Raw genomic sequence first — 18,557 nt, forward strand, 5'->3', positions numbered from 1 at the left:
GGGGCGGAGCCCCAGGGGACGGGAATGGGTAGGGGCGGCGGGGGCGAAAAAACCGCCCCGGCGCCGTACTCAGCCGCGCACCTCGGAGAGCACCGCTTCCGTGAACGGTGGCCACGCCTCGACCGCCCACGGCCCGAACGCCCGGTCCGTCAGGGCCACGCAAGCCGCGCCCGCGACCGGGTCGACCCACAGGAACGTACCGGACTGCCCGAAGTGCCCGAACGTCCGAGGCGAGGACGAACCCCCCGTCCAGTGAGGCGACTTGGCGTCACGGATCTCGAAACCGAGCCCCCAGTCGTTGGGGTTCTGGTGCCCGTACCCCGGCAGCACACCCTTCGTTCCCGGGTACTGCACCGTCATCGCCTCGGCAACCGTCCGCGGATCGAGCAGCCGCGGCGCCTGCACCTCGGCCGCGAAGCGGACCAGGTCGTCGACGGTCGAGACACCGTCCTTGGCGGGGGACCCGTCCAGCGTCGTCCCCGTCATCCCGAGCGGTTCGAGCACCGCCTGCCGCAGATACTCCGCGAACGGAATCTCCGTCGCCTTCGCCACATGGTCCCCGAGCTGCTCGAACCCGGCGTTGGAGTACAGCCGCCGCAGCCCGGGCTCCGACGTCACCCGGTGCTCGTCGAAGGCGAGACCGCTGGTGTGCGCGAGGAGATGCCGGACGGTCGAGCCCTCGGGCCCGGCCGGTTCGTCGAGCTCGATCGCGCCCTCCTCGTACGCGACCAGCACCGCGTACGCCGCGAGCGGCTTGGTGACCGAGGCGAGCGCGAACCGCTGCCCGGTGGGCCCGTGCGCCCCGAGCAGCGTGCCGTCCGCGCGCACGACGGCCGCGGCGGCGTGGGGGACGGGCCAGTTCTCGATCAGCGCCAGGCTCTGCAAGGACAAGGACATGCACACGAGCCTAAGCGGCTCAGAGCTTCAGTCGCATCGAGGGGTCCGGCTTGCGGACGAAGCCCAGGGACGCGTACAGCGGCTCGGCCTCGGCGGAGGCGTTCAGGTCGACGTGCGGGACGCCCTTCGCCCGGAACCAGTCCAGGAGCGTCCGCATACAGGCGCGGGCGTAACCGCGGCGCCGCACGTCCGGGTCGGTGGCGACGCTGAACACGTACCCGACGGACCCGTGGGGGTTCCCGGCCCGCCCGATCCGGTACTCGATGGTCCCGGCCACCAGCGCCGCGAGCGCGCCGGGACGCGCGGGGTGGTCGATCACGAAGGCGGCGAAGCCCCCGTCGGCATCGGCGAGTCGGCGGCGTACGGTCGGCAGGGACTCGGCGTGCCAGTCGGTGGCCGCGTTCGAGGACGAGTCCGTGGTGAAGACCGAGTCGATCATTACCTGGCGCAACCGGAGCAGTTCCTCGGCGTCTTGGGGCGTGGCACGGTGTACGAGGCTCATGCGCCGCACGGTAGCGGCCGCAGCCGTGGTGGGTCGCAGGGATTTCTCACCAAAATTCCCTTGCTTGGAGTGCGCTCCAAGGTTCTAGCGTTGAGGCCATGACGGTGATGGAGACCACGGCCGCGGCCGCTGAGGCCGGCACCAGGACCAGCGTCTGTTCCTCGCCCCCCGCCGGGCACCGGCGACCAGCGGGGCAGGACAAATACACGATCAGCGAGGTGGTGGCCTTCACCGGTCTGACGGCGCACACCCTGCGCTGGTACGAGCGGATCGGGCTGATGCCGCACATCGACCGCTCGCACACCGGGCAGCGCCGCTACAGCAACCGCGACCTGGACTGGCTCGACCTGGTCGGCAAGCTCCGGCTGACCGGGATGCCGGTCGCCGACATGGTGCGGTACGCGGAGATGGTGCGCGAGGGCGACCACACCTACCAGGAGCGTTGCGAGCTGCTGGAGGCGACCCGGCGTGACGTACGGGCCCGGATCGCCGAACTCCAGGACACCCTCGCGGTACTGGACCACAAGATCAGTTTCTACGGGGACGCCGGGCGTGCCCCGGCGTCGGAAAGGTCCTGATGACGGACAGCAAGATCAGCACAGTGGAACTCGGCAGGGGCGGCCCCGAGGTCGGCGTACAGGGCCTCGGCTGCATGGGCATGAGCTTCGCGTACGGCCCGACGGACGCCGACGAGGCGCGGGCCACCTTGGAGCGGGCGCTGGAACTCGGCGTCACGCTGTACGACACGGCGGACGTCTATGGATTCGGCGAGAACGAGAAGTTCGTGTCGCCGTTCGTCAGGGCGCACCGTGACGAGGTCGTGCTCGCGACCAAGTTCGCCCTGTCCCTGGACCACGAGGACCCGACGAAGCGGACCATCCGTAACGACCGGCCGTACATCCGCCAGTGCGTCGAGGCCAGCCTTCAGCGCCTCGGCATCGACGTGATCGACCTGTACTACATGCACCGCCGCGACGTGAACGTCCCCATCGAGGAGACCGTCGGCGCGATGGCCGAGCTGGTCCGTGAGGGCAAGGTCAAGCATCTCGGGCTCAGCGAGGTCACGGGCGCGGAGCTGCGCGCGGCGCAGGCCGTGCACCCGATCGCGGCCCTGCAGTCGGAGTGGTCGCTGTTCAGCCGCGACATCGAGGACTCGGTGGTCCCCGCGGCCAGGGAGCTGGGTGTGGCCCTGGTGCCGTACTCGCCGCTCGGTCGTGGATTCCTGACGGGCTCCTTCGCCAACGCCGACAAGGACCTGACCACCGACGACTTCCGCCGGACGATGCCGCGCTTCACGGGCGACAACGCGGCGGCGAACGCGGAACTCCTGGAGCCGGTGCGGACGGTCGCCGAGGCGCACGGGGCGACGCCGGGTCAGGTCGCGCTGGCCTGGGCCCAGCAGCAGGCGCAGGTCCACGGTCTCGCGGTCGTCCCGATACCGGGCACCCGCAAGCGCACGCGCGTCGAGGAGAACGCGGCGGCGACCCGCCTGGTCCTCACCGACGAGGAACTGGCGCTGCTGGAGCCCATCGCCTCCAAGGTCGCCGGAGACCGCTACGCGGACATGAGGTTCACGTCGGCGGGCCGGGAGTAAGGCCGCGGAAGTAAGAAGGCCGCGGAAGCAATCCGGCGGAGCCGCTCGCGGAGCGCTAGAGCTCCGCGAGCAGCTCCGCCTTCTTCGACGTGAACTCCTCGTCCGTCACCAGCCCCGCCTGGTGCAGTTCGCCGAGGTGGCGGATGCGGTCGGCGATGTCGGCCGGATCGCGGCGCGGGGCTGTGGCGTGGGCGGGGCCGTCGCTCTTCGTGGCGGAACCGGCCGCGCGTACCGCCGCGAGGACCGAGGCCGCGAAGGGGAGCGACTCGTGGACCGGACCGTAGCCGAGGCCGAAGACGACCGCGGCCGGGTCCTGGTCGGCCTGGGCGGGCTGGCTGGGGGCCGGGTCGCTGCGCAGCAGGCGCAGATGGCCCTCGAAGACCTCCGGGGAGCGCCACTCGACCCCGCTCAGCTCCGAGACGGCGAAACTCTGGTCGCCCGACTTCCACTTGGCGGACGAGGCGCCCGTCCAGAACCACCGGAAGGACACCTGCTTGCCGTCGAAGGACGCCTTCCCGTCGTACGCCTTGAACTGCAGCGGCGCTTCCGGCGGGGCCACCAGAAAGCGTTCGGCCGGTTCCGGGCCGTCGAGCGAGTCGTCGTGTACGAGCAGGGACCGCAGTTCGTCCGCGTAGTACTCGGCGAGCGTCTCGCGCTCGCCGGGGAGCACGAGCCGGTAGGGATCGCACGCTTCCTTGAGCTGCCCCGCGGCCGCCTCCATGAGCGGATCCGCGCCCGGTCTCGGTTCGGCGCGCAGAACGACCGTCCCGCGCTTGCCCGGGGACAGTGTCACCGCCGCGATCGCCTCGAGGGGGATGCGGCGCTCGCCGAGCGCCTGGAAGAGCTTCGGTGTACGAATCCCCCGTTCGAAGCGGATGAGCACGGAGTCGGACTCGAACTCCCAGGCGGCATGAAATCCGGCCAGTACGTCACCCATGCGGGCCATCGTATGCGGCATGAGCTTCCTCGTCCCTCCCCGTGCGGGCCGTCGTTTCTTCGTCCTCTACGCGCGTCCGGCTTCAGCCACGTCGGACAAACCCTTCGAGCACACGACATTCTCGTGTGCACAGCGCACAGCGCGGTATGCGCCAATACCGATCTCCGCGAAGTTCCGCAGGCTCTCCGTTCCCGGCACGAAATAACCTCCGTGGCCCTTCGCTCCCTGCGCGGACAGCACCCGCGCCCCGAAGGCCCGGGACATCGGGTCGGCGCCGTGACCGAGCCCGCCGACCTCCAGATACGGCACGTCCTGGACCCAGTCGTCGGAGTCCCGCATGGCCCACACGCGGGCGGAGGTCCGCAACTGCGTGGCCTTCTCCGCGCGCATCCCGGGGCTGCCCGCGACCGCTATGTCGGAGACCCGGGACGGCAGCGTGCGCGCGGCGACTCCGCAGAGCACGGAGCCGTAGCTGTGGCAGACCAGCGCCACCGGCATGCGGCCGGGCAGTGCCCGGACGAGGGCGTTGAGCCGGACCGCGCCGTCCTCGGCGCGCATCGCCGTGGCCGCGTCCATGCCGACCCCGCTGGGCGCCGTGTAGTCGGCCCAGGCGATCACGGCCGTGCGCGTGCCCGAGTCGGTGCTCGCCGCACGCTCCGCCTCGTACAGCGACTTCGCCATGCCGACGGGCGCGGAGTACTCGCGGTCGGTGCGCTGGAAGTTGAGCAGGTCGCTGTCGACACCCGGCACCACGACCGAAACGCGCTGTGCCTTGCCGAGGTCTCCGAAGACCTCGGCGACCCGGCCCGAGCCGTTCGGGTCGAAGGCGAGGATCTGGCGGCCTTCCTGCAGCAGGTCCTCGAAGCGATGCATACGGCGACCCGCCTCGTGCTGCCCGGCGGGCGAGAGCCGGTCGTCGTGCATGCGTTTCCGCTCGACCTTGCGCGCCTGGTCGAGCGCGACACGGTTGGCGCGGTAGCGGAGCTTCACCGGCGCCCCGTTCATGTTGCCGACCGCGAGGGGATAGCGGGTGGCGAGCCGCGTGCGCTGCTGGACGTTGAGCGAGGCGAAGAAGCGCGCGAGGCGGGCGGGCTCGGCGTCCGCGTCCGGCAGCCGGCGTCCGCCGAGGTCACCGCGTTCCCAGGCGGAGAGGGAGGCTTCGAGCGGTGTCGCCGGCCCTCTGTGGTTACGGATCGCGGTCCAGCCGGTGGTCGCCAGCATGACGAAGACGACGGCCAGCGCAAGCAGTGCGCGCCAGACGTTGAGTTGGGGAGGGGAGTCGAAGGAAGTCACTGGGAGGACACACTAAGAGAACGAGAGTGTCTCGCGTTAACCGAGTGAGGGGGATCACGTTTCTCGCCGGGTAATTGGGGCAAAGCGGGCTCAGTGGGAGTTAAAGAGTCACGCTACGTGCACAATTGAGGTGCCACACGTAGGCGGCGGCGGTGACTCGCCGTGCGACGAGGCTTACTCGGTGTGTATTTCGCTGCACATCGACTGCACTCCGGCTGCACCCCGGGTGTACTCCGGGTGCATTCCCTGTGTGTCCTCCGTGGCGGTTACCCACCGTGAGGTCTCCGCTCGTCAGTTCCCCGTGTGTCAGTTCCCCGTATGCCAGTTCTCCGTCAACGCGGGCCCCAGCTGGTCGAGATGCGTGGCTGTCAGTTCACGGATCGCCTCGACGCTGATGTCCTCGCCCGCGCCCCACAGTCGCCCGGTCACCCGCATCACACCGCTGAACGCGGCCACCGCCACCCGCGGCCGCGGATCGGCGTCCACGTCCAGGCCCTCGCGCCCGGCGATCAGCCGCGCCAGCTGCTCCTCCAGTTCCGCGGACCGGCGCAGGTGGGCGGCGATCAGTACGGGTGTCGACTCGATCAACTGGTAGGTGCGCATGTGCAGTTCGAGCGGGACCACGCTCTCGATGGCCTCGTTCAAGGTGTCCCAGCCCTCCAGGACTGCCCGGCGCAGCGCCTCCAACGGGCCTTCGTGGGGTGGGCGTTCGCGCACCAGGTCGACGAAGTGCGCCTCGGCCATCTGCTGGATGGCGAAGGCGGCGTCCTCCTTGCCCGCGAAGTACCGGAAGAACGTGCGCTGCGACACATCGACCGCGTCGGCGATCTCGTCGACGGTCGTCTGCTCGTAGCCCTGGGTCGTGAACAGTTCCAGGGCGGCCCTCACCAGCGCGTCCCGGGTGCGCTGCTTCTTGCGCTCGCGCAGCCCCGGCCGTGTCGCCGTGTCCATGAGTCCTTCCCTCCGAACCGTATGCCCCGACTCGTTTGTTCCCATTGTGTTTTTCAAGCTGTTTTTCCAGGTTGACCTATGTGTGAGCCACGTGACAGTTACCGACTTGTGAATTGGTTTGTCAATTGTCAGTGGCTGTCATTAGCCTCGAACGCATGACTAGTCAGACCACTGTCGACACGACGGGCACGGGGGGCAAGGCGCCGACCGCCCCGTCGGAGCAGACACCGGACCGGGGGCTGCGGGGCCATCCCTGGCTCACTCTCATCACCGTGGCCGTCGGGGTCATGATGGTGGCCCTGGACGGCACCATCGTGGCCATCGCCAACCCGGCCATCCAGAAAGACCTGGGCGCCAGCTTCGCGGACGTCCAGTGGATCACCAACGGCTACTTCCTCGCGCTCGCGGTCACGCTGATCACGGCGGGCAAGCTCGGCGACCGGTTCGGCCACCGGCAGACCTTCCTCATAGGTGTCGTGGGCTTCGCCGCGGCCTCCGCGGCGATCGGGCTCTCCGACAGCATCGCGCTGGTGGTCGTCTTCCGCGTCTTCCAGGGCCTGTTCGGCGCGCTCCTCATGCCGGCCGCGCTCGGTCTGCTGCGGGCCACCTTCCCGGCCGAGAAGCTGAACATGGCCATCGGTATCTGGGGCATGGTGATCGGCGCCTCCACCGCCGGCGGCCCGATCCTCGGCGGCCTGCTCGTCCAGCATGTCAGCTGGCAGTCCGTCTTCTTCATCAACGTGCCGGTCGGTATCCTCGCGGTCGTCCTCGGCCTGGTGATCCTCACCGACCACCGTGCGCAGAACGCCCCGCGTTCCTTCGACGTGTTGGGCATCGGGCTGCTGTCCGGTGCCATGTTCTGCCTGGTCTGGGCGATCATCAAGGCCCCCGAGTGGGGCTGGGGCGACGGTATGACCTGGGCGTTCCTGGGCATCTCCGTGCTCGGCTTCGGCCTGTTCGCGTTCTGGGAGACAAAGGTCAGGGAGCCGCTCATCCCGCTGGGCCTGTTCCGTTCCGTACCGCTGTCGGCGGGTGTGGTGCTGATGGTCCTCATGGCCATCGCCTTCATGGGCGGCCTGTTCTTCGTCACCTTCTACCTGCAGAACGTGCACGGCATGAGCCCGGTGGACGCGGGCCTGCACCTGCTGCCGCTCACCGGCATGATGATCGTGGGCTCCCCTCTCGCGGGCGCCATGATCACCAAGACGGGGCCGCGCATCCCGCTCGCGGGCGGCATGGTCTGCACGGCCGTCGCGATGTACGGCATATCGACGCTGGAGACGAACACCGGCAGCGGGGTCATGTCGATCTGGTTCGCCCTCCTCGGCCTCGGCCTCGCACCCGTCATGGTCGGCGCGACCGAAGTCATCGTGGGCAACGCGCCCATGGAGCTCTCCGGTGTCGCCGGCGGTCTCCAGCAGGCCGCGATGCAGATCGGCGGCAGCCTCGGTACGGCGGTCCTCGGCGCCGTGATGGCCTCCAAGGTCGACAGTGATCTCGCGGGCAACTGGGCGGACGCCAAGCTCCCGCCGCTCACCGAGGCCCAGCTCCACCAGGCCTCCGAGGCGGTCCAGGTCGGCGCCGCGCCGGTGCCGCCGGGAACTCCGGCCCCGATCGCCGAGAAGATCACGGGCGTCGCCCACGACACATTCATCTCCGGCATGAGCCTGGCCAGCCTGGTCGCCGCCGGGGTCGCCGTCGTGGCGGTCCTCGTCGCCTTCCTCACCAAGCGGGGCGAGAACGCGGACGCCGCCGGCGCGGGGGCGGGGCACATCTAGGGGGCGTCGGTCGGATCACCCCGGGTCCGCGCCGCCCGTGCAGCGTGCCCAACCGGGTCCGCCACGCCCACATCTGAAGCCCCGTCGGGTCACCTCGCCCCGGCGGGGCTTTCGCCTATCAGGGTGACGCCTGCCCGTACGACTTTTGTACGCGGTGCTCCGCCGGTCACAGTGAGGGCGCAACTGATCCGTACGCCACGGACGTCGGTGAGGCCGCGGCGCGCTGCCGGAGGGGGGCGGCGCGCCAGGGCCTGGGAAAAGAGCCGCAGTTGTGAGGAAAACCAGCGGGAGGTCTGAAGCGAGGGAACCGGGGTACCCGCCGCACCGAGCCCGAACCGGCCGGCAATCCGGCCGGCTCAGAGTTCCAGGGAGTTGATGATGGCGGGCTTCAGTCACACCACGCGCAGGCACCCCCGCTCACGGAGCCGGACGTGGCATCGGAGCGGGCCGGATCGCGCGACGCTCGGAGTCATCGGAGCCATCTGCGCGGTCGCCGGGTTCTTCGTACTGGGGATCTTCCTCGGCCCGGTGGCCGTCGTCTGCGGATGGCTCGCCATGGGGCGCCGCTGGAACGGCGCCCGTCCGGTACCGGCGCTGATCGCCCTCGTACTGGGCGCAATCGACACTGTCCTGGCGCTCATGGTGATCGTCGGGACAGCGGCTCCCGCGAACGGAATGTTCTGATCCGCGGGATGTGAGGGAAAGACCGCCCGGCGCCGGGGAACCCTGCACAGGTGCGCGGCCGGACGGAAGGGGCCTTCGGTACCACACGCCGAGGGCCCCTCCTCGTTGTTCCACGCGCTACGGCTCCTCCGCCGCCACCCCCGGACGGGGCACCTTGCCGCCCGACACGCCTGACACGCCTGACACGCCTGACACGCCTGGCACGCCCGACAGGGCGGCCACCTCCGCGCGCAGGGCCCGTACCTCCTCCGCGAGGGACTCGATCGCGGCCGTCTGCCGACGCTCCTCCACGTCGTCCGACTCGAAGCGGGCGATGAACCAGGCCGCGATGTTCGCGGTGACCACACCGAGCAGGGCGATCCCGGAGAGCATCAGCCCGACCGCGATCACGCGGCCGAGCCCGGTCGTCGGCGCGTGGTCGCCGTACCCGACGGTCGTCATCGTGGTGAAGGACCACCACAGCGCGTCCCCCATCGTCTTGATGTTGCCGTCCGGCGACTGCCGCTCGACGGACAGCACGGCGAGTGAGCCGAACATCAGCAGGGCCACCACGGCGCCCACGACATACGTGGTCAGCCGTATCTGTGTGGCCAGCCGGGCCCGTTGCCCGACGAGCAGCAGGGTGGAGACGAGCCGCAGCAGCCGCATCGGCTGGAGCAGTGGCAGCAGTACCGCGGCCAGGTCGAGCCAGCGCGTGCGGACGAACTCCCAGCGCCGCTCGGCAAGAGCGAGCCGTACGAGGTAGTCCAGGGCGAACGCGCCCCACACCCCCCACTCGGCCGCCGTGCACAGGGCCCTCACGTCCCGGCCGGCGGCGGGCCACACGATCGGTACCGCGTAGGCGACGGCGAACACCACCGCGAGCCCCAGCAGCGGCTGCTGTGTGCGCTGCTCCCAACGGACGCGTGCCGATCGTTCGTTCATGCCCGCATCGTAGAAAACGCGAGGGGGCGACGGGCCCGTGGCCCGCCGCCCCCACCCGGTATTTGCTTGTGATCCGGCCTCGCGGGGCGCGCCCCGCGAGGGGCGCGGGGAACTGTGTGCCCAGCCCCCACGCACCCGCACGTCGTCGCCCGGCCCTGGCAGAGCGTTTACGCGTCGCCGCCGGCCGCGCCCGGATCGGCCGCCGCCACGTCCAGGAGCTGGTAGCGGTCGATCGCCTGCTTCAGGGCCGAACGGTCGACCTTGCCCTCGCGGGCCAGCTCGGTGAGGACCGCGACCACGATCGACTGCGCGTCGATGTGGAAGTGGCGCCGCGCCGCACCGCGTGTGTCCGCGAAGCCGAAGCCGTCCGCGCCCAGCGACTGGTACGTACCGGGCACCCAGCGCGCGATCTGGTCAGGAACGGACCGCATCCAGTCGGAAACGGCCACGAACGGGCCCTCGGCATCGGTCAGTTTCCGCGTCACGTACGGGACGCGCTGCTCCTCCTCGGGGTGCAGGAGGTTGTGCTCCTCCACCTCGACGGCCTCGCGCCGCAGCTCGTTCCAGGAGGTCGCCGACCAGACGTCCGCCTTGACGTTCCACTCCTCGGCGAGGATCCGCTGCGCCTCGACGGCCCACGGCACCGCGACGCCGGACGCCATGATCTGCGCCGGGATGGAACCCGAAGTGCCCTGGCTGAAGCGGTAGATGCCCTTGAGGATGCCGTCCACGTCGACGCCCTCGGGCTCGGCCGGGTGCTGGATCGGCTCGTTGTAGACGGTGAGGTAGTAGAAGACGTCCTCGCCGTGCGGGTGTTCGTCGTCCGAGCCGTACATCCGGCGCAGACCGTCCTGCACGATGTGCGCGATCTCGAACCCGAAGGCCGGGTCGTACGCGACACAGCCCGGGTTCGTCGAGGCGAGCAGCTGCGAGTGGCCGTCCGCGTGCTGGAGGCCCTCACCGGTCAGCGTCGTACGGCCGGCCGTCGCACCCAGTACGAAACCGCGCGCCAGCTGGTCGGACATCTGCCAGAACTGGTCACCGGTGCGCTGGAAACCGAACATCGAATAGAAGACGTACACCGGGATCAGCGGTTCGCCGTGCGTCGCGTACGCCGAACCCGCCGCGATCAGCGATGCCGTGCAGCCCGCCTCGGAGATGCCGTCGTGCAGCATCTGACCGGTCGGCGACTCCTTGTACGCGAGGAGCAGATCGCGGTCCACCGCCTCGTACTGCTGGCCCAGCGGGTTGTAGATCTTCGCACTCGGGAAGAACGAGTCCATGCCGAACGTGCGGTACTCGTCGGGCGCGATCAGCACGAACCGCTTGCCAATCTCCTTGTCCCGCATGAGGTCCTTGAGCAGCCGTACGAACGCCATGGTCGTGGCGATCGACTGCTGACCGGAGCCCTTCTTCACGCTCGCGTACGTCTTGTCCTCGGGCAGGTCCAGCGGCTTCGAGCGCACCACACGGGTCGGGACGTAACCGCCCAGGCCCTTGCGGCGGTCGTGCATGTACTGGATCTCCTCCGAGTCGCGGCCCGGGTGGTAGTAGGGCGGCGGGCCGTCCTCCAACTCCTTGTCGGAGATCGGCAGGTGCAGCCGGTCGCGGAAGCCCTTGAGGTCGGCGACCGTCAGCTTCTTCATCTGGTGCGTGGCGTTGCGGCCCTCGAAGTTCGGGCCGAGCGTCCACCCCTTGACGGTCTGCGCGAGGATCACGGTCGGCTGGCCGCTGTGCGCCTTGGCCGCCGCGTACGCCGCGTAGACCTTCTTGTGGTCGTGACCGCCGCGACCGAGGTGCAGGATCTGGTCGTCGGTCATGTTCTCGACCATCGCGCGCAGCCGGTGGTCGTCGCCGAAGAAGTGCTCGCGGATGTACGCGCCGGTCTCGGTGGCGTACGTCTGGAACTGGCCGTCGGGCGTGGTGTTCAGCCTGTTGACGAGCACGCCGTCGCGGTCCTGGGCGAGCAGCGGGTCCCAGGTGCGGTCCCAGACCAGCTTGATCACGTTCCAGCCGGCGCCCCGGAACTGCGACTCCAGCTCCTGGATGATCTTGCCGTTGCCGCGTACCGGCCCGTCGAGCCGCTGCAGGTTGCAGTTGACGACGAAGGTCAGATTGTCGAGGCCCTCGCGCGCGGCGATCGACAGCTGCCCGAGCGACTCCGGCTCGTCCATCTCCCCGTCGCCGAGGAACGCCCAGACGTGGGACTTGGAGGTGTCCGCGATGCCGCGCGCCTCCATGTAGCGGTTCATCCGCGCCTGGAAGATCGCGCTCAGCGGGCCGAGGCCCATGGAGACCGTCGGGAACTCCCAGAAGTCCGGCATCAGCCGCGGGTGGGGATACGACGAAAGTCCGTGCGGGGCCTTGGACTTCTCCTGGCGGAACGCGTCGAGCCGCTGCTCGGAGAGGCGGTCCAGGAGGAACGCGCGGGCGTAGATGCCCGGCGAGGCGTGCCCCTGGAAGAAGACCTGGTCGCCTCCGTCGCCCTCGTCCTTGCCGCGGAAGAAGTGGTTGAAGCCCACGTCGTAGAGCGAGGCGGAGGAGGCGAAGGTGGCGATGTGGCCGCCGACCCCGATGCCGGGCCGCTGGGCGCGCGAGACCATGACGGCGGCGTTCCAGCGGGTCGCGTTGAGGATCTTGCGCTCGATCTCCTCGTTGCCGGGGAAATACGGCTCGTCCTTGGTCGCGATGGTGTTGACGTAGTCCGTGCTGCGCATCTCGGGCACGGCCACGCGCTTCTCGCGGGCCCGTTCGATGAGGCGCAACATCAGATAGCGGGCACGCTCGCGGCCGCGCTCGTCGACGGCGGCATCGAGCGAGTCGAGCCACTCCTGGGTCTCTTCGGGATCGAAGTCAGGTACCTGACTCGGAAGGCCGCCAATGATGATCGGGTTGCGATCGGGTCCGGAAGCCACGCTGTTCCTTCGCTTTCAGGGGGCCGTTCTTCTCGGTTTTCTTCTCTGTTTCCTAGGTGTCTGCACCGCTCCCCATCGTGTACCTCGGGAACGAAAACGTCATCTCTACCGAGGGGTAACTGAGGCGTTCGCCCTGTTCCCCCGGAGCGGGCCGGGTAAATCGCAACGATATGCCCGACCTGCGACGCGTTCCGCAAACCCATTCGGTTCTCGTACCCTCGTAGCGTTCCGAAATCCACAAACCGGGCGGATCGCTGTGGTGTGCGTCACCAGGTGCTGTGATTCGCTGTCTGGAGTTGCGGCGACACGGCCAGGATCGTCACCGTTTCGGCGGTCTCGACGGCCGGGTACTTGCGCGATCCGTCCCGCCCGTGTGGACTACGGCCAATGCTTCGCGCACGCGCGTGGCTGAACATCTACCCATTCATGATCAGGAGGCAACCCGTGAGCGCGACCGCGGACCACGCGGAGGAGCGGACGAGCCTGGCCGCCAGGCTGGGATTCCAGCCCGAGCAGGTGGTCCAGGAGATCGGCTTCGACGACGACGTCGACCAGGAGCTCCGCGAGGCCATTGAGGCAGTCATCGGCAGCGAGCTCGTGGACGAGGAGTACGACGACGTCGCCGACGCCGTGGTGCTCTGGTTCCGTGACGACGACGGCGATCTGACAGATGCGCTGGTGGATGCCACCACGTACGTCGAAGAGGGCGGAGCCATCCTGCTGCTGACGCCGAAGACCGGCCGAGACGGCTACGTGGAGGCGAGCGACATCGCCGAAGCCGCTACGACCGCGGGTCTCTCCCAGACCAAGAGCATCAGCGTGGGCAAGGACTGGAGCGGCAGTCGGCTGGCCACGCCCAAGGCAGCCAAGTCCAAGCGGTAGCGATCCGCTGGGGCCGGCCGTATGTCCGGGGGCTTCGCCGCCCCCAGACCTCGTTTTCGGCCGGGACGGCCTTGTCCTCGTCAGACCGGAAGGGGCTCGCAACGTGCGGGCCCCTTCCGGCGTCCGTGCTTGTGGGGCCGGAGCTTGTGGGGCCGGACTCGGGCCGTGGGCTGATCACTGCGTAGGCTGGGGCTCGTCAGAACAGCCCAGGAGAACAGCCCCAGGGAAGGACGCAGGACTATGGCGATCGAGGTCGGCACCAAGGCCCCGGACTTCGAGCTCAAGGACAATCACGGCGCCACCGTGAAGCTCTCCGACTTCCGTGGCGAGAAGAACGTGGTGCTGCTCTTCTACCCGTTCGCTTTCACGGGCGTGTGCACCGGCGAACTCTGCGCCCTGCGCGACAACCTGCCCCAGTTCTCCGACCGCGAGACCCAGCTGCTCGCCGTCTCCAACGACTCCATCCACACCCTGCGCGTCTTCGCCGAGCAGGAGGGCCTGGAGTACCCGCTGCTGTCCGACTTCTGGCCGCACGGCGAGACCTCGCGCGCGTACGGCGTCTTCGACGAGGACAAGGGATGCGCGGTGCGCGGAACCTTCGTCATCGACAAGGAGGGCGTCGTCCGCTGGACCGTCGTCAACGGCCTGCCGGACGCGCGTGACCTGAACGAGTACGTGAAGGCACTGGACACTCTGTGATTCTTCGGGCGCAGGGCCTGCGTGGACGGGGAACCCGTCACTAGGATCGACACGTTGATCCGATACCAACGCACTACGGGGCTCCCCGCCCCTGGACACCAATGGGAGGACTCGTGGGAGTCAGCCTCAGCAAGGGCGGCAACGTATCGCTTTCCAAGGAGGCGCCGGGCCTTACCGCGGTCATCGTCGGTCTGGGGTGGGACATCCGCACCACCACCGGCACCGACTTCGACCTCGACGCCAGCGCCATCCTGACGAACACGGAGGGCAAGGTCAGCAGTGACGCCAACTTCGTGTTCTTCAACAACCTGAAGAGCCCGGACGGCTCGGTCGAACACACCGGTGACAACCTCACCGGTGAGGGCGAGGGCGACGACGAGCAGATCAAGGTCAATCTCGCCGCGGTTCCGGCCGATGTCGAGAAGATCGTGTTCCCGGTCTCGATCTACGACGCCGAGACCCGCCAGCAGTCGTTCGGCCAGGTCCGCAACGCGTTCATCCGCGTGGCGAACCAGGCCGGCGGCGCGGAGATCGCGCGGTACGACCTCTCCGAGGACGCCTCGACGGAGACCGCGATGGTCTTCGGCGAGCTGTACCGCCACGGCGCGGAGTGGAAGTTCCGCGCCATCGGCCAGGGATACGCCTCGGGCCTGCGCGGCATCGCGCAGGACTTCGGCGTCAACGTCTGAATCCTGGGCCCCGTCGTCACCTTCCCGTCGAGAGACCCGGAGGGTGACGACGGGAACCGGCCGCATCATCTCTTCCCGTCCGGCGCCGCACACATCGAGTGCGGCGCCGGACGCGCTCGACAACCGAAGGCTTGACCGGGGAGGACCAGGATCATGGGCGTAACGCTCGCCAAGGGGGGCAATGTCTCCCTCTCCAAGGCCGCACCGAACCTCACACAGGTGATGATCGGGCTCGGCTGGGATGCCCGCTCCACCACCGGAGCGCCGTTCGACCTCGATGCCAGCGCCCTGCTGTGCAACTCGGGACGGGTGCTCGGTGACGAGTGGTTCATCTTCTACAACCAGCTCAAGAGCCCGGACGGCTCGGTCGAACACACGGGGGACAATCTCACCGGTGAGGGCGACGGGGACGACGAGTCGATCCTGATCGACCTCTCCAAGGTGCCCGCCAACGTCGACAAGATCATCTTCCCCGTCTCCATCCATGACGCCGACAACCGCGGACAGACCTTCGGCCAGGTCAGCAATGCCTTCATCCGTGTCGTCAACCAGGCCGACGGCCAGGAACTCGCCCGCTACGACCTCTCCGAGGACGCCTCCACCGAAACGGCGATGATCTTCGGCGAGGTCTACCGATACGGCGCCGAATGGAAGTTCCGGGCCGTGGGGCAGGGGTACGCGTCAGGCCTCCGAGGCATCGCTCTAGACTTCGGAGTCAATGTTTCGTAAAGCCGGGTACGGCGGGGGGTGACCCTCACCGGACTTCGTCCGGGGGTAGCCCCCCAACACACGATGGGGTAGCCAGTGGTTCTGAAAACCTTCGGCTGGTCGTTCGCGGTCACCGCGCTCGGCTTGGTCGCGGCGGTGCTCTACGGGGGGTGGACGGGCTTCGGTGTAGTGGCGATCCTGTCCATCCTCGAGATCTCGCTGTCCTTCGACAACGCGGTGGTCAACGCCGGGATCCTGAAGAAGATGAATGCCTTCTGGCAGAAGATCTTCCTCACGATCGGTGTCCTGATCGCCGTCTTCGGTATGCGACTGGTCTTCCCCGTCGTGATCGTCGCGATCAGCGCCAAGATCGGCCCGATCGAGGCCGTCGACCTGGCCCTGTCCGACAAGAACCAGTACAAGGCGCTGGTCACCGACGCTCACCCGGCGATCGCCGCCTTCGGTGGCATGTTCCTGCTGATGATCTTCCTCGACTTCATCTTCGAGGACCGCGACATCAAGTGGCTGGGCTGGCTGGAGCGCCCGCTGGCCAAGCTCGGCAAGATCGACATGCTGTCGGCCTGCATCGCGCTGATCATCCTGCTGATCACCTCGATGACCCTGGCGACCGAGGCTCACCTGTCCACCGGGCACGCGGACAAGGCGGAGACGGTCCTGCTCTCCGGTATCGCGGGTCTGATCACGTACATGGTGGTGGGCGGCCTCTCCGGCTTCTTCGAGAACAAGCTCGAGGAAGAGGAGGAACGCGAGCACGAGGAAGAGGAAAAGGCCAAGGCCAAGGGCAAGCCGGTCTCGGCCGTCAAACTCGGCGGCCAGGCCGCGTTCTTCATGTTCCTCTACCTCGAGGTCCTGGACGCGTCCTTCTCCTTCGACGGCGTCATCGGCGCCTTCGCCATCACCAACGACATCGTCCTGATGGCCCTCGGCCTCGGCATCGGCGCCATGTACGTCCGGTCGCTCACCGTCTACCTGGTCCGCCAGGGCACTCTCGACGACTACGTCTACCTGGAGCACGGCGCGCACTACGCCATCGGCGCCCTCGCCGCGATCCTGCTCATCACGATCAAGTACGAGATCCACGAGGTCATCACCGGTCTCGTCGGTGTCGCCCTGATCGGCTGGTCGTTCTGGTCATCGGTACGCCGCAACCGGGCACTGGCGGCCGCCGAGGGAAAAGCTGACACCTCGGACGACAACAAGGCTGAAGTCCAGTCCGGGGTGTGACACCGGTCCGTGCGAGGAACGCTCTGTAGCGGGGCGGCCGTCGAGGGGTTCCTCGGGGCCGCCCCGTCGTCTTGTCGAGGAGAACGGGTAAGCGTGGGGGCGGAATGAGCTTCTGGGACGATCTGTGGCGCGGGCGGTCGACGCAGTTCGATTCGGGCAGCGCGGCGACCAACGCCATAGCGCTGACCAAACGGCACCAGGCGGTGTCGCTCACCAAACAGAGCGCGGCCACCGGCAACCTGCGCATCAACCTGTCCTGGCGGATGCGGACCTCCGACATAGGCGGCGGGCGGCGCAGCAGCCTGCTGCGCCACCCCTTCCAGGCCTTCAAGCCCGACGTCGTGCAGGCGCACACCCAGAGCATGGTCAACGTCGACCTCGACCTGGGCTGCCTGTACGAGCTCTCGGACGGCACCAAGGGCGTCGTCCAGCCGCTGGGCGGCTTCTACGGCGAGCTCAACTCGGCGCCGTACGTCAAACTCAGCGGCGACGACCGCTTCGGCTCGGGCTCGGGGGAGACGATCTTCGTCAATCTCGACCACCGCGACGACATCAAGCGGCTCCTGGTCTTCGTCTACATCTACGACCAGACACCCGCCTTCGACCGCACGCACGCCCACGTCACGCTGTACCCGAGCAACGGCCCCCGGATCGAGGTGGGTCTCGACGAGCGCCACCCGCAGGCACGGTCCTGCGCGGTGGTCATGATCGAGAACATCAAGAACGAACTCATGGTGCGCCGCGAGGTGAAGTTCGTGTACGGCTTCCAGGCCGAACTCGACCGGCTCTACGGCTGGGGGCTCCAGTGGGGCCGCGGCTACAAGTCGAAGGTCGACCGCTGAGCGCCGCCCTTACGGGGCAGCGCTCACCGCAGGAACTGCGGCCCCTGCGGCGGCAGCCTGAACTCCGGTTCGGGCAGTGCCGCGACCGGCTGCGGATAGCCGTACGCGGGCTGCGCGGCCGCCGACGCTGCCGCGGCGGCGGGCTGGGGCGGCGCGGTCTGCGGATAGCCGTACGCGGGCTGGCTGGTCGGCTGCGGATAGCCGTACGCCGGCTGGGCAACGGGATGCCGTGCCGGCTCCGTGGGAAACTCCGTGGGAAAGCCGTAGGCGGACTGCTGGGGCACCGCGGTGGGCTGCTCCGGCGGCAGTGGCAGCGAGCCGCCGGGAGCAGCGCCCTCGGGAGCCGCGGCCTCGGACTCGTCCACCGAGATCCCGAAGTCGCTCGCCAGCCCCTCCAGACCGTTCGAATAGCCCTCGCCGAGCGCCCGGAACTTCCAGCCGTCCCCACGCCGGTACAGCTCGCCGCAGATCAGCGCCGTCTCCTCGCCGGTCTCCGGCTTGATGTCGAAGTACGCCAGCGGTTCGGCGTCCGCGAGCGCGGCGTCGTACAGCAGGATCCGCAGTGCGCGGACCCGGTCGAAGGTGACGCCGTCCGCCGAAGCGACAAGGAGAATTCGTCCCACACCATTGTCAACGGCCGCCAGATCCGACTGAATCGTGTCGGTGAGACCCTCGGCGACGCGTTTCTTGCCGAGCCGCCAGACCTTGCCCGAGGGGTGCCGGGGCTGGTTGTAGAAGACGAAGTCCTCGTCGGATCGCACGCGACCGTCGGGCCCGAGGAGCAGCGCCGAGGCGTCCACGTCCGGGACACCCTGTCCCGGCGTCCATCGCAGCACCGCGCGCACCGCGGCGGCGTCCAGCGGGACGTTCGACCCCTTCAGCATCGCGTGCGTCATGCGATCATCCTGCCTTCTCGGTCCTGGTCACGACAACGCGGGGTGCCCCGACACACTGGGCCGGAAGTGTGCAGGGGCGACATGGCTCGGTTTTTCCGCGTTACCTGAACTTCATGCCCAG

Annotated in this window: 18 protein-coding genes; 10 read left to right on the forward strand and 8 right to left on the reverse strand. The window is 68.6% G+C overall.

The annotated features are described in order from the left end of the window. Nucleotides 1-69: 69 nt before the first annotated feature. Complete coding sequence (locus tag FGD71_RS33820) at nt 70-891, reverse strand: serine hydrolase domain-containing protein (RefSeq protein ID WP_119104466.1); 822 nt, start codon at nt 889-891, stop codon at nt 70-72. 25 nt (nt 892-916) lie between these two features. Beyond that, on the reverse strand, nt 917-1,399 hold the full coding sequence (locus tag FGD71_RS33825; RefSeq protein ID WP_119104467.1) for a GNAT family N-acetyltransferase: 483 nt from the start codon (nt 1,397-1,399) through the stop codon (nt 917-919). A 98-nt stretch (nt 1,400-1,497) separates the two neighbouring features. Between FGD71_RS33825 and FGD71_RS33830 the strand changes: the two genes are divergently transcribed. Both FGD71_RS33830 and FGD71_RS33835 read left to right on the forward strand, forming a co-directional pair. Further along, nucleotides 1,498-1,977 carry a MerR family transcriptional regulator gene (locus tag FGD71_RS33830; RefSeq protein ID WP_119104400.1) on the forward strand — a complete coding sequence of 160 codons (480 nt, stop codon included), beginning with the start codon at nt 1,498-1,500 and terminating at the stop codon, nt 1,975-1,977. After that, the gene (locus tag FGD71_RS33835) at nt 1,977-2,993 is read left to right on the forward strand and encodes an aldo/keto reductase (protein WP_119104401.1); all 1,017 of its coding nucleotides are present in this window, start codon (nt 1,977-1,979) and stop codon (nt 2,991-2,993) included. Before FGD71_RS33830 ends, FGD71_RS33835 begins: the two co-directional genes overlap by 1 nt. Before the next feature lie 55 nt (nt 2,994-3,048). On the opposite strand, the gene FGD71_RS33840 is transcribed toward FGD71_RS33835, so the two are convergent. The 3 genes from FGD71_RS33840 to FGD71_RS33850 form a co-directional block, all read right to left on the reverse strand. Next, the gene (locus FGD71_RS33840) at nt 3,049-3,930 is read right to left on the reverse strand and encodes a DUF4429 domain-containing protein (protein WP_181359324.1); all 882 of its coding nucleotides are present in this window, start codon (nt 3,928-3,930) and stop codon (nt 3,049-3,051) included. 66 nt (nt 3,931-3,996) lie between these two features. Next, the gene (locus tag FGD71_RS33845; RefSeq protein ID WP_119104403.1) at nt 3,997-5,223 is read right to left on the reverse strand and encodes an alpha/beta hydrolase; all 1,227 of its coding nucleotides are present in this window, start codon (nt 5,221-5,223) and stop codon (nt 3,997-3,999) included. A gap of 306 nt (nt 5,224-5,529) precedes the next feature. Further along, nucleotides 5,530-6,174 (reverse strand): TetR family transcriptional regulator, encoded by a 645-nt coding sequence (locus FGD71_RS33850; protein WP_119104404.1) that lies wholly within the window; start codon nt 6,172-6,174, stop codon nt 5,530-5,532. Nucleotides 6,175-6,329: 155 nt separating this feature from the next. Between FGD71_RS33850 and FGD71_RS33855 the strand changes: the two genes are divergently transcribed. Both FGD71_RS33855 and FGD71_RS33860 read left to right on the forward strand, forming a co-directional pair. Next, a complete protein-coding gene (locus FGD71_RS33855; protein ID WP_119104405.1) occupies nt 6,330-7,952 on the forward strand; it encodes an MFS transporter in 1,623 nt (540 codons plus the stop codon). A 375-nt stretch (nt 7,953-8,327) separates the two neighbouring features. Continuing rightward, on the forward strand, nt 8,328-8,636 hold the full coding sequence (locus FGD71_RS33860) for a small hydrophobic protein (RefSeq protein ID WP_119104406.1): 309 nt from the start codon (nt 8,328-8,330) through the stop codon (nt 8,634-8,636). Between the two features lie 117 nt (nt 8,637-8,753). Here FGD71_RS33860 and FGD71_RS33865 read toward each other — a convergent pair whose 3' ends face one another. Both FGD71_RS33865 and aceE read right to left on the reverse strand, forming a co-directional pair. Continuing rightward, entirely contained in the window at nt 8,754-9,560 is an 807-nt protein-coding gene (locus FGD71_RS33865) for a potassium channel family protein (RefSeq protein WP_119104407.1), read from the reverse strand. A gap of 167 nt (nt 9,561-9,727) precedes the next feature. After that, a complete protein-coding gene (gene aceE / locus FGD71_RS33870; protein ID WP_119104408.1) occupies nt 9,728-12,475 on the reverse strand; it encodes a pyruvate dehydrogenase (acetyl-transferring), homodimeric type in 2,748 nt (915 codons plus the stop codon). A 444-nt stretch (nt 12,476-12,919) separates the two neighbouring features. Between aceE and FGD71_RS33875 the strand changes: the two genes are divergently transcribed. From FGD71_RS33875 to FGD71_RS33900, 6 genes are all read left to right on the forward strand, one after another. Continuing rightward, nucleotides 12,920-13,357, forward strand: a complete 438-nt coding sequence (locus FGD71_RS33875; protein ID WP_181359325.1) for a DUF3052 domain-containing protein — start codon at nt 12,920-12,922, stop codon at nt 13,355-13,357. Between the two features lie 240 nt (nt 13,358-13,597). Then, nucleotides 13,598-14,056, forward strand: a complete 459-nt coding sequence (locus FGD71_RS33880; RefSeq protein ID WP_119104409.1) for a peroxiredoxin — start codon at nt 13,598-13,600, stop codon at nt 14,054-14,056. A gap of 113 nt (nt 14,057-14,169) precedes the next feature. Further along, nucleotides 14,170-14,745 (forward strand): TerD family protein, encoded by a 576-nt coding sequence (locus tag FGD71_RS33885; RefSeq protein WP_119104469.1) that lies wholly within the window; start codon nt 14,170-14,172, stop codon nt 14,743-14,745. Nucleotides 14,746-14,898: 153 nt separating this feature from the next. Beyond that, a complete protein-coding gene (locus FGD71_RS33890) occupies nt 14,899-15,474 on the forward strand; it encodes a TerD family protein (protein WP_119104410.1) in 576 nt (191 codons plus the stop codon). A 75-nt stretch (nt 15,475-15,549) separates the two neighbouring features. Continuing rightward, complete coding sequence (locus tag FGD71_RS33895) at nt 15,550-16,698, forward strand: DUF475 domain-containing protein (RefSeq protein ID WP_119104411.1); 1,149 nt, start codon at nt 15,550-15,552, stop codon at nt 16,696-16,698. Nucleotides 16,699-16,802: 104 nt separating this feature from the next. After that, entirely contained in the window at nt 16,803-17,540 is a 738-nt protein-coding gene (locus tag FGD71_RS33900) for a TerD family protein (protein ID WP_119104412.1), read from the forward strand. A gap of 23 nt (nt 17,541-17,563) precedes the next feature. On the opposite strand, the gene FGD71_RS33905 is transcribed toward FGD71_RS33900, so the two are convergent. Continuing rightward, nucleotides 17,564-18,436, reverse strand: coding sequence for a TerD family protein (locus FGD71_RS33905; protein WP_119104413.1), 873 nt, complete (start codon nt 18,434-18,436; stop codon nt 17,564-17,566). Nucleotides 18,437-18,557: the final 121 nt, after the last annotated feature.

Origin of the sequence: Streptomyces sporangiiformans (assembly GCF_005768555.2) — a bacterium.
Classification (GTDB): Bacteria; Actinomycetota; Actinomycetes; order Streptomycetales; family Streptomycetaceae; genus Streptomyces; species Streptomyces sporangiiformans.

Excerpts from the sequence above, each read along its gene's own strand:
- FGD71_RS33840 (WP_181359324.1), bottom strand. The coding sequence starts at position 3,930 with ATGGGTGACGTACTGGCCGGATTTCATGCCGCCTGGGAGTTCGAGTCC.
- FGD71_RS33830 (WP_119104400.1), top strand. The coding sequence starts at position 1,498 with ATGACGGTGATGGAGACCACGGCCGCGGCCGCTGAGGCCGGCACCAGG.
- FGD71_RS33865 (WP_119104407.1), bottom strand. The coding sequence starts at position 9,560 with ATGAACGAACGATCGGCACGCGTCCGTTGGGAGCAGCGCACACAGCAG.
- FGD71_RS33880 (WP_119104409.1), top strand. The coding sequence starts at position 13,598 with ATGGCGATCGAGGTCGGCACCAAGGCCCCGGACTTCGAGCTCAAGGAC.
- FGD71_RS33835 (WP_119104401.1), top strand. The coding sequence starts at position 1,977 with ATGACGGACAGCAAGATCAGCACAGTGGAACTCGGCAGGGGCGGCCCC.
- FGD71_RS33850 (WP_119104404.1), bottom strand. The coding sequence starts at position 6,174 with ATGGACACGGCGACACGGCCGGGGCTGCGCGAGCGCAAGAAGCAGCGC.
- FGD71_RS33825 (WP_119104467.1), bottom strand. The coding sequence starts at position 1,399 with ATGAGCCTCGTACACCGTGCCACGCCCCAAGACGCCGAGGAACTGCTC.
- FGD71_RS33855 (WP_119104405.1), top strand. The coding sequence starts at position 6,330 with ATGACTAGTCAGACCACTGTCGACACGACGGGCACGGGGGGCAAGGCG.
- FGD71_RS33860 (WP_119104406.1), top strand. The coding sequence starts at position 8,328 with ATGATGGCGGGCTTCAGTCACACCACGCGCAGGCACCCCCGCTCACGG.
- FGD71_RS33905 (WP_119104413.1), bottom strand. The coding sequence starts at position 18,436 with ATGACGCACGCGATGCTGAAGGGGTCGAACGTCCCGCTGGACGCCGCC.
- FGD71_RS33890 (WP_119104410.1), top strand. The coding sequence starts at position 14,899 with ATGGGCGTAACGCTCGCCAAGGGGGGCAATGTCTCCCTCTCCAAGGCC.
- FGD71_RS33900 (WP_119104412.1), top strand. The coding sequence starts at position 16,803 with ATGAGCTTCTGGGACGATCTGTGGCGCGGGCGGTCGACGCAGTTCGAT.